This is a genomic window from Burkholderia sp. AU39826, from assembly GCF_020419965.1.
Lineage (GTDB): Bacteria > Pseudomonadota > Gammaproteobacteria > Burkholderiales > Burkholderiaceae > Burkholderia > Burkholderia semiarida.
Genome location: NZ_JAIZQG010000036.1, coordinates 14,327 through 32,134 on the forward strand (window position 1 = coordinate 14,327; position 17,808 = coordinate 32,134).

General features: G+C 70.7%; 3 protein-coding genes and 1 pseudogene. 2 read left to right on the forward strand and 2 right to left on the reverse strand.

Features of this window, described 5'->3' with window-relative positions; genetic code table 11:
• Positions 1 to 7: 7 nt before the first annotated feature.
• Both LGM42_RS32225 and LGM42_RS32230 read right to left on the reverse strand, forming a co-directional pair.
• Positions 8 to 2,503, reverse strand: coding sequence for a xanthine dehydrogenase family protein molybdopterin-binding subunit (locus LGM42_RS32225; RefSeq protein ID WP_226234345.1), 2,496 nt, complete (start codon positions 2,501 to 2,503; stop codon positions 8 to 10).
• A gap of 21 nt (positions 2,504 to 2,524) precedes the next feature.
• Positions 2,525 to 2,983 (reverse strand): (2Fe-2S)-binding protein, encoded by a 459-nt coding sequence (locus LGM42_RS32230; RefSeq protein WP_059577675.1) that lies wholly within the window; start codon positions 2,981 to 2,983, stop codon positions 2,525 to 2,527.
• 731 nt (positions 2,984 to 3,714) lie between these two features.
• On the opposite strand from LGM42_RS32230, the gene LGM42_RS32235 reads away from it, so the two are divergent.
• Positions 3,715 to 16,431 (forward strand): autotransporter-associated beta strand repeat-containing protein, encoded by a 12,717-nt coding sequence (locus tag LGM42_RS32235; RefSeq protein ID WP_226234346.1) that lies wholly within the window; start codon positions 3,715 to 3,717, stop codon positions 16,429 to 16,431.
• Between the two features lie 295 nt (positions 16,432 to 16,726).
• Positions 16,727 to 17,808 (forward strand): annotated as a pseudogene (locus LGM42_RS33415) (hypothetical protein); the annotation flags it as partial.

Genomic DNA, 17,808 nt, shown 5'->3' on the forward strand with positions numbered 1-17,808 from the left:
GCGCCGCCTAGGTCACCGTTCCTTTCTTCAGTTCGTCGATGCACGGGATGCCCGCGCGCCGTTTCGGCCGCAGGAATTTCGGCACCGTACTCGCCTGGCCGACGCCTGCGTGGCTTTGATCGGTCCTCGGCTTCGACGCGACCGGCTTGGCCTTGCGCGGCATCCGGCAGCCGCCGGCCGGCAGGTCACCGTATGGGTCCTCGTCGACGGCGGCCGCAGGGGCCGCCGGCATCGCGGGGGTGGCCGATGCGACCCGCATCGGCGCGAACGGTAACGCATGCAGCCGCTCGCCCGTCAGCACGAACGCACCGTTGGCCACCGCCGGCGCGATCGGCGGCACGCCGGCGTCGCTCAACCCGGTCGGCCGAGCGTCCGACGGCACGAAGAAGACATCGACCGGCGGCGCTTCCTGCATGCGCACGGGCGGATAGTCGGCGAAACCGGCGTTGCGGACGGCGCCATGGTCGACGTCGATCGCAAAGCCCGGCTTCGTCGTGGAGAGGCCGAACAGCGCGCCGCCCTGAATCTGCGCTTGCGCGCCGGTCGGGTTGACGATGCGGCCCGCATACACGCCGGCCGTCACGCGATGCACGCGCGGCTGCTGCGCTTCGATCGACACGTCCGTGACGTATGCGACGACCGAACCGGCCGTTTCGTGCATCGCGACGCCCCACGCGTGCCCTGCCGGCAGCGTGCGCGTGCCGTAGCCGGACTTGTCGACGGCCAGCGCGAGCGCCTGGCGATGGGGCGCGTGCTCGGGGCCGGCCAGCCGCGCCATCCGGTAGGCGACCGGGTCCTGCCGCGCCGCGCGCGCGAGTTCGTCGACCAGCGTTTCCATCACGAACGCCGTATGCGTATGGCCGCCCGAACGCCATGATTGGACCGGCACGTCGGCGTCGGTCTGATGGACCGATACCTGCATCGGGAAGCCGTACGGGTTGTTCGCGACGCCTTCGGTCAGGCCGGGATCGGTGCCATGCTCGAGCATCGTCGTGCGCTCGAGCGGCGAGCCCTTCAGCACCGACTGGCCGACGACGACGTGCTGCCAGTCGCGCACGGCGCCGCTGCCGTCCACGCCGATGTCGACGCGATGCAGCACCATCGGGCGGTAGTAGCCGCCGCGCAGATCGTCCTCGCGCGTCCAGATCGTCTTGACCGGGCCGAGATGGCCGGCCGCGAGATACGCGGCGGACACGCGGGCGGCTTCGACCACGTAGTCCGACGTGGGGGTCGAGCGCCGGCCGTAGTCGCCGCCCGACGTCATCGTGAAGATCTGGACTTTCTCCGGCGCGACGCCGAGCGCTTTCGCGACCGCGGCGCGATCGGCCGTTTGCAGCGACGAGCCGCCCCAGATCTTGATCCCGCACGCGCAGTTCGCCGGCCCGACGTCGACCGTGCAGCTGAGCGGCTCCATCGCCGCGTGGGCGAGATACGGAAATTCGTAATCCTTCGCGATTCGCGTGGCCGCCGGCGGCGCGCCGCCGGCGTCGGCCGTGCGCACCAGGGTTCCCGGCGTGCCGGCGAGCTGTTTGTACGCCTGCATCTGTTCGGCGGACGTGACGGTCGAGCCGGCGTCCTTCCACGTGATCTTCAGCGCATCGCGGCCGAGCTTGGCCGGCCAGTAGCCGTTCGCGATGACGGCCACGCCGGTGCCGCCGCGATCGGTCGGGATCTCGACGACCTCGACCACGCCCTTGACGGCCCGGGCCGCCGCCGCGTCGTAGCTCGCGACCTGCCCGCCGAAGCGCGGCGGGCGCGCGACCAGGGCCACCTTCATGTCCGGCAGGCGCCAGTCCATCCCGTACTTGAGCGTGCCGTCGAGCATCGGGCGTGCGTCGATGCGCGGTGTCGGCTTGCCGATGAGGCGGAACTGGTCCGGCGACTTCAACGGCACCCGCCGCGGTACCGGCATCGCCATCGCGGCGGGCGCGAGCTCGCCATAGGTCGCGCGGTAGCTGCCGGACGTGACGACGCCATTCGCGGTCCGGCACGTGGCCGGATCGACGTTCCAGCGTTGCGCGGCCGCGGCGACGAGCATCGCGCGGGCGGATGCGCCGAGTTCGCGATATTGCGTGAACGAGTGATTGACCGACGTCGAGCCGGCCGTCATCTGGATGCCCGTTACAGGGTCCTTGTACGGCTCGCCGGCGGGCGCGAGCACGGTGCGCACGTTGCGCCAGTCGGCATCGAGTTCGTCGGCCAGCGCCATCGGTAGCGCGGTGCTGACGCCCTGGCCGGACTCGGTGCGGTTGACGGCAACGGTCACGGTGTTGTCCGGCGCGATGATCAGGAATGCTTGAGGTGGTGAAAACTGCGGGGCTTTGCCCGCTTCGGCCGTGGCCCGGGTCGGCGCGATGCCCAGCGCCAGGCAGCCGCTTGCCGCCATCGTGAGCTTCAGGAAGCCGCGCCGGCCGAGTTTCGGAGAACCTGTTCCGGCGGCCGGCGAAGCGTCGGAGTGGGGGGTGTCGGTGCTCGCCGGGCGCCCGGCAGTGCGAGTACGCATGGTCAATGTCTCCCGGCAGGCTCAGGCAAGCGCGCCGGCCGCATCGTGAATCGCGGCGCGGATGCGCTGGTAGGTCGCGCAACGGCACAGGTTGCCGGCCATCGCGCGGTCGATGTCGGCATCGGTCGGCGCCTTGTTGCTCCGCAGCAGGCCGGCCGCACTCATCATCTGGCCGCTCTGGCAGTAGCCGCATTGCGCGACGTCGTGCCGGATCCACGCGTCGAGGACGGCCTTGCCGACCGCATCGTCGGCGAGATGTTCGGATGTCGTGATGCGCGCGCTGCCCACGGCCGACAGCGCCAGCGTGCAGCTTCGAGCGGGGCGGCCGTCGACGTGAACGGTGCAGGCGCCGCAGTCGCCGGTGCCGCATCCGAACTTGGTGCCGGTCAGCCCGAGATTGTCGCGCAGCACCCAGAGCACCGGTGTCGACGGATCGGCATCGATCTCGGCCGGCCGGTCGTTGATGTTCAACGTCACCATCGTGAAGTTCTCCCTTGGACACCTCGTTATCGTTCGAGAAACCAGACCGCTGCGCGGCGGATGTGAATTCATTAAAGCAGATTGGCGAATAAATCAGCGTCCCTGAAACTGGTTTTTTCCTTTCTTAATAATTTCCATGCTTCGTTAAAGCGTGAAATTCACATCCGTCATACGAATCGATGAATATTCGAGAAAGATTGTTGAGTTTTGACAAAAATATGTTTATCGCGTGGAAAACGTTTGCGGGTCGTGTCTATATTTGTCTCGAGATCACACCGGGAGGCCTATGGACCGAATATTGGGCGCCAGAAAACCTGTACGCGAATCATTCGCAATAGGGTTGATTCGGCGTCCGGTTATTCAGTGTTCGTTTACGACGACAGAAGGGGTTGATGGAAATGGAGCACAGCGCGTTCGTCGTTTGATCTGTACAGGTACAGATGCCATGCGTGCGGATTCACGAGTCAGCGTGTGCTTTACCTCCGTGAAGCAGGAATCTCCAATAACTGAAAAAATTACCGGGCAGGGGTCAAAAGTAAAAGATGCCGATTAAATAATACTGGTTGATTAATTCCTGATTGTTTTTAATTAGGCCATCCGCATCGGACTGATGGCGGGGCGGCGTTTTTCCAAAAAACATCGAATGGCGTATTCCGGTATTTGCCTCCGGCATTTTGAATGCGTGGACGGAATACCCGCTGTCGTCGATTCTCTTATGGGAAGGTGTGATTATGCGTATGCGCATGGGATCGAACAAAAAGCGCGCGGAAGCACGTCCGAAACTCCTCGTTCCGACCGGCGTGCTGGTCGCGCTGGTCGGCGCCGGGATCGTCCCCGTCGACGCGCTGGCGGCCTGCACCGGAACCACGACCGTCAGTTGCAGCGGAGCCAGCACGTCCTATTCGAACGGCGCGAACAATCTCAACCTGACCGTCGAGCCCGGCGCGACCGTCTCCGTGGTGCCGTTGATCGGCGGCACCGCGCTGTCGCTGACGGGCAGCGGCGTCACGCTGACCAACAACGGCAGAATCGACCCCGCGTTGTCCGGCTTGAGCCTCGTGTCGAACGGCACGGTGGTCGGCAATATCGCGTCGGCGAGCACGGTCAACGTCACGAACGCCAGCTCGGGCGTGATGATGGGCTCGACGAGCTCGCTGCTCAACGGCCCGGCGTTGACCGTGTACAACGGCATCGGCGGCACGACGAACATCACGAATGCCGGCACGATCGGCACGACCGGCCTGCTGGGCTTCAGCGCGGGGCCCACCGCGCAGGTCGTCACCACGTCGGGCGGAGCGCAGGCCAACTTCACCAACGCGAGCGGCGGCACGATCAACGGTTCGGTAGTGCTCGCGCCCAGCGGGACGCCGGGCGCGGGGAACACGTTCACCAATGCCGGCACCGTGACGGGCAACGTGTCGCTCGGCGCGTCCGCCGGCACGTCGAACACGTTCAATGCGCTGACCGGATCGTCGGTTGGGCTCGGCGTCGATGCGGGGCTGGGCGGCAACAATACGCTGAACCTGCAACTGAACACCGCGACCGGGAGCCCCGCGAGCGGCGCCATCGCGGTCGATACGTACGGCAATTTCACGCATCTCGCGGTTCAGGGCGGCACGTGGAACATCACCGGCGCGTCGAGTGCGGCCGACGCGTCGCTGGCCGGCGGCACCGCGATCATCAACAACAGCGCGGGGTTGGGCGTGGGGACGATCGTCGCCGGCGGCGGCACGCTGGAGGCCGGCGCGGCCGGCCTCAACCTCCTCAACGACGTGACGCTCGGCGCGGGCCTGACGGTGGACGGCGCGACCGGGCTCGCGCTGTCGGGTACGATCGCCGGCGGCGGCGCGCTGAACGCGAGCGGCACCGGCACGCTCGCGCTGAACGGCGCCAATTCGTTCACGGGCGGAACGAATCTGACGGGCGGCGGCGGGCTCGTCGTCGGCACCGGCACGGCGCTCGGCACGGGCGCGCTGAACGTGAGCGGCGCGGGCGGCACGCTCGGCACCAGCGTCGGCGGCACGTTGCTTGGCAATGCGGTGAATATCGATACCGGCGTGACGCTGGCCCTGAACGGTTCGGCCAACCTCGGCCTCGGCGGCACGATCGCCGGCAACGGCAGTCTCGCGCAAAGCGGCACGGGGACGACGACGCTGCTCGGCGTGAACACGTTTTCGGGCGGCACGGCGCTGAGCGGTGGCGGACTGATCGCCGGCAATGGCGCGGCGCTCGGCAGCGGCGCGCTGCATGTGACGGGGGCGGGCGGCGCGCTGGCGACGAATGTCGGCGGCACGCTGCTCGGCAATGCAGTCAATCTCGATGCAGGCGCCACGCTCGGCCTGAACGGCGCGGCCGATCTGAGCCTCGGCGGTGCGATCGGCGGGAACGGCGGCCTCGCGCAAAGCGGCACGGGCGTGACGACGCTGCTCGGCGTGAACACGTTTACGGGCGGCACGGCGCTGAGCGGCGGCGGGTTGATCGCCGGCAATGGCGCGGCGCTCGGCACGGGGGCATTGAACGTGTCCGGCGCGGGCGGCACGCTCGCGACGAGCGTCGGCGGCACGTTGCTCGGCAATGCAGTCAACCTCGGCGCGGGCGCGACGCTCGGCCTGAACGGCGCAGCCGATCTGAGCCTGGGCGGCGCGATCGGCGGGAACGGCAGCCTGGCGCAAACCGGCGCCGGCACCACGACGCTGCTCGGCACGAACACGTTTTCCGGCGGCACGGCGCTGAGCGGCGGCGGGTTGATCGCCGGCAACGGCGCGGCATTGGGCACGGGCGCACTGAACGTGGTCGGCGCGGGCGGCACGCTCGCGACGAACGTCGGCGGCACCGTGCTCGGCAATGCAGTCAACCTCGGCGCGGGCGCGACGCTCGGCCTGAACGGCGCAGCCGATCTCGGTCTGAGCGGCGCGATCTCGGGCGCGGGCGGCCTGGCGCTCGGCGGTACCGGCGCGACGACGCTGACCGGCGCGAACACGTTCACGGGCGGCGCGAGCCTGACGGGCGGCGGCAGCCTGATCGTCGGCGGCGGCACGGCGCTCGGCGTAGGCGGCGCGTTGAACGTGAGCGGCCTCGGCGGTTCGCTGAGCGCGGATCTGGCCGCCGGCGCGGCGCTTGCGAACGGCATCAACCTGAACGGCGCATCGTTGACGCTGAACGGTGCGAACGACCTCGGCCTGAGCGGCGCGATCGGCGGCACCGGCGGCCTCGTGCTGAGCGGCACGGGTACGACGACGCTGTCGGGCGCGAACACCTTCGGCGGTGGCACGACCCTGAGCGCCGGCACGCTGCTCGCCGGCAGCAATACGGCGCTGGGCGCCGGCGCGCTGAACGTCACGGGTACGGGCGGCGCGTTGGGCGCGAGCGTGAGCGGCACCACATTGGGCAACGCGGTCAACCTCGGCACGGGCGCGACGCTCGCGTTGACCGGCGCGAACGATCTCGGCCTGAGCGGCACGATCGCCGGTAACGGCGGTCTCGCACACATCGGCTCGGGCATCACGACGCTGCTCGGCGCGAACACGTTCACGGGCGGCACGGCGCTGAGCGGCGGCGGCATCCTTGCCGGCAACGGCAGCGCACTCGGCACGGGCGCGCTGAACGTGACGGGCGCGGGCGGCTCGCTCGGTACGACCGTCGGCGGCACGGTGCTCGGCAACGCGATCCAGCTCGGCGCGGGTGCGGCGCTGACGGTTGGCGGTGCGAACGATCTCGGGCTGAGCGGGATCATTTCCGGTACCGGCGGCCTGTCCGTGAACGGCCCGGGCACGACGACGCTCACCGCGGCCGAGACGTTCACTGGCGGCACCACGATCGGCGGCGGCACGCTGGCGATCGGCGCGGGTGGCAGTCTCGCCGCGTCGAGCCCCGTGAACCTGACGGGCGCGAGCGCGCAGTTCAGCATCGCCGGCGCGACCACGCCGCAGTCGATCGGCACGCTGTCGGGCGTCGCGGGTTCGGCGATCGATCTCGGAGCGAACAACCTGACGCTGGCCGGCAGCGGCAGCGGCGTCTTCGCCGGCAACATCGGCGGGGCGGGCGGGCTGACGCTTTCCGGCACCGGCTCGCAGGCGCTCACCGGCAACAACACGTACGCGGGCGGCACGGCGCTGACGGGCGGCAGCCTGCTCGTCGGCAGCGGCGCGGCGCTCGGCCTCGGCGCACTCGACGTCGACGGTTCGGCTTCGCTCGGCGCGAGCGTGCCGGGCGTGACGATCGGCAACGCGATCAATCTCGGTACCGGCGTCACACTGGGGCTGAACGGTGCGAACGATCTCGGCCTGAGCGGCACGATCGCCGGCAACGGCAGCCTTGAGCAAACCGGCTCGGGCACGACGACGCTCGGCGGCACGAACACGTACATGGGCGGCACGACGTTGAGCGCCGGCGGGCTGATCGCCGGCAACGGCAGCGCGCTCGGCACCGGTGCGCTGAACGTGAGCGGCGCGGGCGGGACGCTCGCGACGAACGTCGCCGGCACCGTGCTGGGCAATGCGGTGAACCTCGGCGCCGGCGCGGCGCTGGGGCTGAACGGCGCGGCCGACCTGAGCCTCGGCGGCGTGCTGTCGGGCGCCGGCAGTCTTGCGCAAACCGGCACCGGCACGACGACGCTGCTTGGTGCGAACACCTTCACGGGCGGCACGACGCTGAGCGGCGGCGGGCTCATCGCGGGCAACGGCAGCGCACTCGGCACCGGCGCGCTGAACGTGACGGGCGCGGGCGGCACGCTCGGCACGAGCGCGGGCGGCACCGTGCTCGGCAATGCGGTGAATCTGGGCGCGGGCGCGACGCTGACGGTTGGCGGTGCGAACAATCTGGGCCTCGGCGGCGCGATCTCGGGCGGCGGCAATCTGTCGGTGAACGGCCCGTCGATCACGACGCTGACCGGCACCGGTTCGTATACCGGCAACACGACGATCGGCAACGGCAGCACGCTGGCGGTCGGTGCGGGCGGCAGCCTGTCGGGCGCCAGCCTGTTCGATCTGGCCGGCGCGGGGGCGACGCTCGACCTGAGCGCGGCCACGTCGCCGCAGACGACGGGCGGGCTGGTCGGCACGGCCGGCGCGGCGGTGAATCTCGGAGGCAATACGCTGACGCTCGGCGGCGCCGGTAACGGCACGTTCGGCGGCACGATCGGCGGTGCGGGCGGGCTGACGCTGTCCGGCACCGGCACGGAGACGCTGACCGGCGCGAACACTTACACGGGCGGCACGACGATCAACGGCGGCACGCTGGCGATCGGCGCGGGCGGTAGCCTCGCGGCGGGCGGCGCAGTGAATCTGGGCGGAGCCGGTGCAACGTTCGACCTGAGCGGTGCAGCGCTGCCGCAGACGATCGGCGCGCTGTCGGGCGTGGCCGGTTCGACGGTGAATCTCGGCGGCAACGGCCTGACGCTCGGCGGCGCCGGCAGCGGCACGTTCGGCGGCACGCTCGCGGGCGCGGGCGGCAGCCTGACGCTGGCGGGCACGGGCACCGAAACGCTGACCGGGGCCAACACGTATACCGGCGGCACGAACCTGACCGGCGGCGGCACGCTGGTTGCCGGCAGCGGAGCGGCGCTCGGTACCGGCGCGTTGAACGTCGCCGGCGCGGGCGGCACGCTGGCCGCGAGCGTTGCGGGCACGACGCTGAACAACGCAGTGACTCTCGGCACGGGCTCGGCGCTGACGCTCGGCGGCGCGAACGATCTGGGCCTCGGCGGCATCATCGCAGGCGGCGGCAGCCTCGCGCAAACCGGCAGCGGAACGACCGCGTTCACCGGAGCGAACACCTACACGGGCGGCACGACGCTGAGCGCCGGCGGCCTGTCGGTCGGCGACAACCTGGCGCTCGGCACGGGCGCACTCAGCGTCACCGGCAGCGGCGGCACACTCAACGCGAGCACGGCGAACCTGCTGCTGGCGAACGCCGTCGATCTGGGCGCCGGCTCTGCGCTGAATCTCGGCGGCGCGTTCGACTTCGGCTTGAGCGGCATGATTTCCGGCGCAGGCGGCGTGGTGCAGTCCGGCTCGGGCACGACCACGCTCGGCGGCGCGAACACCTATGGCGGCGGGACGACGTTGAGCAGCGGCGGATTGAGCGTCGGCAGCAATACGGCGCTCGGTTCCGGCGCATTGAACGTGACCGGCAACGGCACGCTGAACGCGAGCGTGAGCGGCACGACGCTCGGCAACGCGGTCACGCTCGGCGCGGGCGCGACGCTCGGGCTGAACGGCGCGAACGATCTCGGGCTGAGCGGCACGATTTCCGGCAGCGGCGGCCTCGCGCAGACCGGCGCGGGCACCACGACGCTCACCGGCACGAACACGTATGACGGCGGCACCACGTTGAGCGGCGGCGGGCTCATCGCCGGCAACGGCAGCGCGCTCGGCACGGGCGCGCTGAACGTGACCGGCGCGGGCGGCTCGCTCGGCACGAACACGGCTGGCACGACGCTCGGCAATGCGGTGAATCTCGGCGCGGGATCGACGCTGACCGTTGGCGGTGCGAACGATCTCGGGCTGGGCGGCGGGATCTCGGGCAGCGGCGGCCTGTCGGTCAGCGGCCCGTCGACGACCACGCTCACGGGCGTGAACACCTATACCGGCAACACGACGATCGGCGGCGGCAGCACGCTGGCGGTCGGTGCGGGCGGCAGCCTGTCGTCGGGCAGCGCGCTCGATCTCGCCGGCACGGGCGCGACGCTCGACATCAGCGCGGCGACCACGCCGCAAACGAGCGGCATGCTGTCCGGCGTAGCGGGCACGAACGTGAATCTCGGCGGCAACACGCTGACGCTGGCCGGCACGGGCAACGGCAGCTACGCGGGGACGATCGGCGGCACCGGCGGACTGACGATGGCAGGCACCGGCACGGAGACGCTGACCGGAACCAACACGTACACCGGCGCGACGACGGTCAACAGCGGCACGCTGGCGATCGGCGCGGGCGGCAGCCTGTCGGCGAGCAGCCCGGTGAACCTGGCCGGTGCGGGTGCGACCTTCGACGTCAGCGGTGCGACCACGCCGCAGACGACGGGCACGCTGTCGGGCGTGGCGGGTTCGACGGTGAACCTCGGCGGCAACAACCTGACGCTCGGCGGCACGGGCAACGGCACGTACGGCGGCACGATCGCCGGCGCGGGCGGCAGCCTCACGTTGTCGGGCACCGGCACCGAAACGCTGACGGGCAACAACACGTACACGGGCGGCACGACGCTGAGCGGCGGCGGTACGTTGATCGCGGGCAGCGGCTCGGCGCTCGGCACGGGCACGCTGCACACCAGCGGCGCGGGCGGCACGCTCGGCACGAGCGTGGCCGGCACGACGCTGACCAACGGGATCGATCTCGGCGCGGGTTCGACGCTGACGGTTGGCGGTGCGAACAATCTGGGCCTCGGCGGCGGGATCTCGGGCAGCGGCAACCTCGCGGTGAGCGGCCCGTCGACGACGACCCTCACCGGCGCTGGCACGTACACCGGCAACACGACGATCGGCAACGGCAGCACGCTGGCGGTCGGCGCGGGCGGCAGCCTGTCGGGCGGCAGCGCGATCAATCTGGCCGGCGCGGGTTCGACGCTGGACGTCAGCGCGGCCACGTCGCCGCAGACGACCGGCACGCTGTCGGGCGCGGCGGGCTCGGCGGTGAACCTCGGCGGCAATACGCTGACGCTCGGCGGGTCGGGCAACGGCACGTTCGGCGGAACGGTCGGCGGCACGGGCGGCCTGACGCTGTCGGGTACCGGCACCGAAACGCTGACGGGCAGCAACACCTACACCGGCGCGACGACGATCAACAGCGGCACGCTGGCGATCGGCGCAGGCGGCAGCCTGTCGGCCAGCAGCCCGGTGAACCTGGCCGGCGCAGGCGCCACCTTCGACGTCAGCGGCGCGACCACGCCGCAGACGACGGGCACGCTGTCGGGCGTGGCCGGTTCGACGGTGAACCTCGGCGGCAACAACCTGACACTCGGCGGCACGGGCAACGGCACGTACGGCGGCACGATCGCCGGCACGGGCGGCAGCCTCACGTTGTCGGGCACCGGTACCGAAACGCTGACCGGCAACAACACGTACACGGGCGGCACGACGCTGAGCGGCGGCGGCACGTTGATCGCGGGCAGCGGTTCCGCGCTCGGCACGGGGGCGCTCAACACGAGCGGCGCAGGCGGTACGCTGGCCGCGAGCACGCCCGGGACGACGCTTGCCAACGCGGTGAATCTCGGCAGCGGCTCGACGCTGACGGTCGGCGGCGCGAACGATCTCGGCCTCGGCGGCGCGATCGGCGGCAGCGGCAACCTCGCGGTGAATGGTCCGTCGACGACGACGCTGTCGGGCGCGAACACCTACACCGGAAGCACGACGATCGGCAACGGCAGCACGCTCGCGGTCGGCGCGGGCGGCAGCCTGTCGGGCGGCAGTGCGATCGACCTCGCCGGCACCGGCGCCACGCTCGACCTGAGCGGGGCCACCTCCGCGCAGACGACGGGCGCGCTGTCCGGCGGCGCGGGCACGAACGTCAACCTCGGCGGCAATACGCTCACGCTCGGCGGCGCAGGCAGCGGCACGTACGGCGGCGTGATCGGCGGCACGGGCGGGTTGACGCTGTCGGGCACCGGCACGGAAACGCTGACGGGCAACAACACGTACACCGGCGCGACGACGATCAACAGCGGCACGCTCGCGATCGGCGGCAACGGCAGCCTGTCGTCGAGCAGCCCGGTCAGCCTGACGACGGCCGGCGCGACGCTCGACCTGAGCGGCGCCGCGTCGCCGCAATCGACGGGCGCGATCTCGGGCGTGGCCGGCTCGACGGTGAACCTGGGCAACAACAACCTGACGCTCGGCGGCACGAGCAGCGGCACCTATGCGGGCAACATCGCCGGCACCGGCGGCGTGACGATGAACGGCACCGGCACCGAAACGCTGACGGGCGCGAACTCCTACACGGGAGCGACGACGATCAACAGCGGCACGCTGGCGATCGGCGCGGGCGGCAGCCTGTCGGGAACGACGCCGGTGAGCCTGACGGGTGCGGGCGCAACCTTCGACCTGAGCGGCGCGACCACGCCGCAGACGACGGGCACGCTGTCGGGCGTGGCCGGTTCGACGGTGAACCTCGGCGGCAACAACCTGACGCTGGGCGGCACGGGCAGCGGCACGTACGACGGCACGATCGCGGGCACGGGCGGCAGCCTGACGCTGGGCGGCACGGGCACCGAAACGCTGAACGGGACGAACACGTACACGGGCGGCACGAGCCTGACGGGCGGCGGTACGCTGATCGCCGGCAACGGCTCGGCGCTCGGTACCGGCGCGTTGAACACGAGCGGCGCGGGCGGCACGCTCGGCACCAGCGTGGCCGGCACGACACTCGGTAATGCGGTGAATCTCGGCGCGGGTTCGACGCTGACGGTTGGCGGTGCGAGCAATCTGGGCCTCGGCGGCGGGATCTCGGGCAGCGGCAACCTCGCGGTGAGCGGCCCGTCGACGACGACCCTCACCGGCGCCGGCACGTACACCGGCAACACGACGATCGGCAACGGCAGCACGCTCGCGGTCGGTGCGGGCGGCAGCCTGTCGGGCGGCAGCGCGGTCGATCTGGCCGGTGCGGGGGCGACGCTCGATCTGAGCGCCGCCACGACGCCGCAGTCGACTGGCGCGTTGTCGGGCGTGTCGGGTTCGACCGTGAATCTCGGCGGCAATGCGCTGACGCTCGGTGGCGCAGGCAGCGGCACGTACGGCGGCACGATCGCCGGCACGGGCGGCAGCCTGACGCTGGGCGGCACGGGCACCGAAACGCTGAACGGGACGAACACGTACACGGGCGGCACGAACCTGACCGGCGGCGGCACGCTGCTCGCCGGCAACGGTTCGGCGCTCGGCACCGGTGCGTTGAACACCAGCGGCGCGGGCGGTTCGCTCGGCACCAGCGTGGCCGGTACGACGCTGACCAACGCGATCAATCTCGGCGCGGGTTCGACGCTGACGGTTGGCGGTGCGAACAATCTGGGTCTGGGCGGCGCGATCGGCGGCAGCGGCAACCTCGCGGTGAGCGGCCCGTCGACGACGACGCTCACGGGCGCCAGCTCGTACACCGGCAACACGACGATCGGCAACGGCAGCACGCTCGCGGTCGGTGCGGGCGGCAGCCTGTCGTCGGGCAGCGCGGTCGATCTGTCCGGTACGGGCGCCACGCTGGACCTGAGCGCCGCGACGACGCCGCAGACCGCGGGCGCAGTGTCGGGCGTGTCGGGTTCGACCGTGAATCTGGGCAGCAACACGCTGACGCTGGCCGGCTCCGCTAACGGCACGTACGGCGGCACCGTCGCCGGCACGGGCGGGTTGACGCTGTCGGGCACCGGCACGGAAACGCTGACGGGCAACAACACGTACACCGGCGCGACGACGATCAACAGCGGCACGCTGGCGATCGGCGCGGGCGGCAGCCTCTCCGGCAGCAGCCCGCTGAACCTGGCCGGTGCGGGCGCAACCTTCGACGTCAGCGGCGCGACGACGCCGCAAACGACGACCGGGTTGTCGGGCGTGGCCGGTTCGACGGTGAACCTCGGCGGCAACAACCTGACGCTGGGCGGCACGGGCAGCGGCACGTACGGCGGCACGATCGCCGGCACGGGCGGCAGCCTGACGCTGGGCGGCACGGGCACCGAGACGCTGACCGGTTCGAACACGTATTCGGGCGGCACGAACCTGACCGGTGGCGGCACGCTGGTCGCGGGCAGCAACACGGCGCTCGGTACCGGCGCGTTGAACACCGGCGGCGCGGGCGGCACGCTGACGGCCGGCACGCCGGGCACGACGCTGGCCAATGCGGTGAACCTCGGGACGGGTTCCACGCTGACGGTGAGCGGCCCGAACAGCCTCGGCCTGACCGGCGCGATTTCCGGCAACGGCAATCTGTCGGTCACCGGCCCGGCGACGACGACGCTGTCCGGTGCCAACACCTACACCGGCGGCACCAGCGTCACCGGCGGCGGCACGCTGGTCGCCGGCACGCCGACCGCACTCGGCAGCGGCACGCTGAGTGTCGGCGGCAACGGCGGCACGCTCGGCACCAGCGTCGCGGGCACGACGCTCGGCAACGCCGTGAACCTCGGCACGGGTTCGACGCTGACGGTGGGCGGCGCCAACAACCTCGGCCTGAGCGGCCCGATCGCGGGCGGCGGCAACCTGGCGGTGAGCGGCCCGTCGACGACGACCCTCAGCGGCGCGAACTCGTACACGGGCGGCACGACGGTCGGCAACGGCAGCACGCTCGCGGTCGGCGGCAACGGCGGCCTGTCGGCGGGTAGCGCGCTGACGCTGGCCGGCAACGGCGCGACGCTCGACGTCAGCGCGGCCAAGACGCCGCAGACGGCGAGCGCGCTGTCGGGCGCCGCCGGTTCGACCGTGAATCTCGGCGGCAATACGCTGACCGTGGCCGGTCCGACGGGCGGCAGCTTCGGCGGCACGATCGCGGGCACCGGCGGCTTCGCGGTGCAGGGCGGTGGCACGCAGACGTTGACGGGCGCCAACACGTACACCGGCAGCACGACGATCGGCAGCGGCAGCACGCTCGCGCTGGCCGGCTCAGGCAGCCTCGCGTCGACGAGCCCGGTGATGCTCGCGGGCAGCGGCGCGACGCTGAACCTGGCGTCCGCGACCGCGCCGCAGTCGATCGGCACGCTGTCGGGTACGACGGGCTCGAACGTGAATCTCGGCAGCACGCCGCTGACGGTCAATACCGCGGGCACCAGCTCGTTCGCGGGCACGCTGTCGGGTACCGGTCCGCTGACGCTGGCCGGCACGGGCGCGCAGGTGCTGAGCGGGACGAACACGCTGTCCGGCCCGACGAACGTGACCGGCGGCACGCTCGCCGTCACCGGTTCGCTGGCCAGCTCGCCGGTGACCGTCGGCAGCGGCGCGACCGTCACCGGCACGGGCACGATCGGCGGCCTGGTCGTGTCCGGCGGCGGCACCGCGTCGGTCCTCCAGCTCGGGCAGCCGCTGAAGGTCGCGGGTAACGCGACCTTCCAGCCCGGCTCGACGCTGCAGGTCGGCGCCACGCCGCAACAGAGCGGCGGCCTCGACGTGACCGGCTCCGCCACGCTCAACGGCGGGTCGGTACAGGTCGTCGCGGCGACCGGGCAATACCAGCCGGGCAAGGTTTACACCATCGTGAATGCCGGCGCGGGCGTGCAAGGGCAGTTCAGCGCGGTGAACTCGACGTATGCGTTCCTCACGCCGACGCTCACGTACAACCCGGCGCAGGTGCTGATGTCGCTGGCGCCGAACGGCACGCCGTTCTCGTCGGTCGCGACGACGCCCGACGGGCAAGCGGTGGCGGGCGCGGTCGGCACGCTCGGCGCCGGCAACCCGCTGTTCGATACGGTGCTGACGTCGGATGCGCCGACCGCGAACCGCGCGTTCACGCAACTGGCCGGCGATCTGTATCCGAGTACGCGAAGCGTGCTGCTGTCGGATAGCCGCTACGTGCGCGACGCGGTGCTCGATCGTGCACGGCTCGGTTCGCAGCCGGGCGGGGCGCTGTGCGGATGCGAGGCGCCGGTGTCGGCGGACGATCACGCGGCGGCGCTCGACCGGCGCATGGCCGCGGAGAACGGCTGCACGCCGGCCAAGTCGTTCAAGCCCGCGGTGTGGGGCCGGCTGTACGGCTCGCATAGCCGGTTCGACGGCGATGGCGTCGCTTCGATCGATCGCAACCTGTACGGCTTCATCGTCGGTACGGACGCGGAAGTCAGCAGCCACTGGCGCGTCGGTATCGCGGGCGGCGCGTCGCGCAGCCAGCTCAATACCGACCAGAACGAGTCGGCGAAGGTCAACGGCGGGACGATCGCGCTGTACGCCAGCGGCCGATACAACGCGTGGAACGTGCGCGGTGGCGTGGCGCAGTCGTGGTACCGCGTGCATAGCGAGCGCAATCCGTCGTTCGGCAGCTTCTCCGATCACGACACCGCCAGCTACGACGCGAACGTGACGCAGGTGTTCACCGAGCTCGGTTACTCGACGGCGATTCGCAACGTCGAACTCGAGCCGTTCGTCGGGCTCGCGTTCGCGAGCCTGCACACCGGCGGCTTCAAGGAGAACGGCGGCGCGGCTGCGCTGCAGGGCGATTCCGACACGACGGGCCTCGGCTTCTCGACGCTCGGCCTGCGGGCATCGACGGACGTCGCGGTCACGACGAAGGGCAAGGTCACGACCTACGGCACGATCGGCTGGCGGCATGCGTTCGGCAACACGCAACCGGCTTCGAAGCTGTCGTTCGCGAGCGGTGGCGCGCCGTTCAGCGTGGTCGGCGTGCCGATCGCGCGCGATGCGGCGGTGCTCGAGGTCGGTGTCGATGCGGCCGTGACGAAGAACCTGTCGCTCGGCCTGTCGTATAGCGGCCAGCTCGGCGGCCACATCAGCGACCACGCGCTGTACGGCAATCTGTTGTGGAAGTTCTGAGGGGAGGGGCGGCGGCCGCTCGCGATGGAGTCGTCGTGAGCGGCCGATCGTTTGACGGTGGTTATGTGGTGGATTGTTTTTTGATTCGCTTTGCAGAAATTTCGTGATGCAAATCAATTTGCATGAAATGCGTCACGCGGTGTCTGGTATCCCGTTGCATCGGCCTGTTTGAACCTGTTTCAACGCTTTGCCATATCGGGCAATCCGCGAACGATTCGCGCCGCCTTCAGGCGACAGGGTCCACGCGTCATCGCTCGAGCTGTTCCGCGGTTGTCCAACCGAAATGAGGTTATTCATGAAAAAGAAAGCGAACGTGAAATTGACAGGCATCGCCTTGTCGGTCGCGGCTTTATTCAGCCTGGCCGCCACTGCGTCCCAGGCGGGGGTACTGGCTGCCCCGCAGGGAAGTGTCAGCAAATCCGACGGTCTCATCGTCGGAGGCGGATCGCCGGCACCCGGGGAACTCGTCGGCACCGTGACGGGATGGGGGAACGGGGTGGTGATGGTCGGCAGCCCGAATGCAGGCGGTATCTCGATCGGGCTGGCGGGGACGGGCACGGGAAGCGCGACCATCGATATCGGTAGCGGATTGCTCGAACCGGTCGCGGGCGTGGCCGGGGCGGTGACGGGGCCGTTGGGTGGTGTCGGTGGTGGTGTCGGTGGTGGTGGGACCGGTGGACTTGGTGGTGTGGTTGGCACGGTGACCGGTGCGTTGGGTGGCCTTGGGGGAAGTGGTGGTGGGACGGGTGGCCTCGGCGACGTCGTTGGAACCGTGGGCGGCGCGGCAAGCGGTGCAGTCGGTACGGTCACGGGTGCCCTGGGTGGTGTTGGCGGTGGCGGGACCGGTGGTCTCGGTGGTGTGGTTAGCACGGTGACCGGTGCACTGGGTGGTGTTGGCGGTGGCAATCCGACGGGTGGCCTGGGTGGCGTTGTCGGGGCGGTAGGCAACGTGGCAAGCGGTGCAGTCGGTACGGTGACGGGGGCCTTGGGTGGTGTTGGCGGTGGCGGGACCGGTGGTCTCGGTGGTGTGGTTGGCACGGTGACCGGTGCACTGGGTGGCATCGGCGGTGGCAATCCGACGGGTGGCCTGGGTGGCGTTGTCGGGACGGTAGGCAACGTGGCAAGCGGTGCAGTCGGTACGCTGACCGGCGCACTGGGCGGTGTTGGTGGCGGGACTGGTGGTCTCGGTGGCGTTGTCGGGACGGTGGGCAACGTGGCAAGTGGTGCAGTCGGAACGGTAACGGGCGCCTTGGGTGGTGTCGGCGATCCGACCGGTGGCCTTGGCGGAGTGGTTGGCACGGTAACCGGTGCACTGGGCGGCATCGGTGGTGGCAATCCGACTGGCGGCCTTCGTGGCGTTGTCGGCACGGTAGCGAA

Coding starts and splice junctions, on each gene's coding strand:
- LGM42_RS32225 (WP_226234345.1), bottom strand. CDS start 2,503: ATGCGTACTCGCACTGCCGGGCGCCCGGCGAGCACCGACACCCCCCAC.
- LGM42_RS32230 (WP_059577675.1), bottom strand. CDS start 2,983: ATGGTGACGTTGAACATCAACGACCGGCCGGCCGAGATCGATGCCGAT.
- LGM42_RS32235 (WP_226234346.1), top strand. CDS start 3,715: ATGCGTATGCGCATGGGATCGAACAAAAAGCGCGCGGAAGCACGTCCG.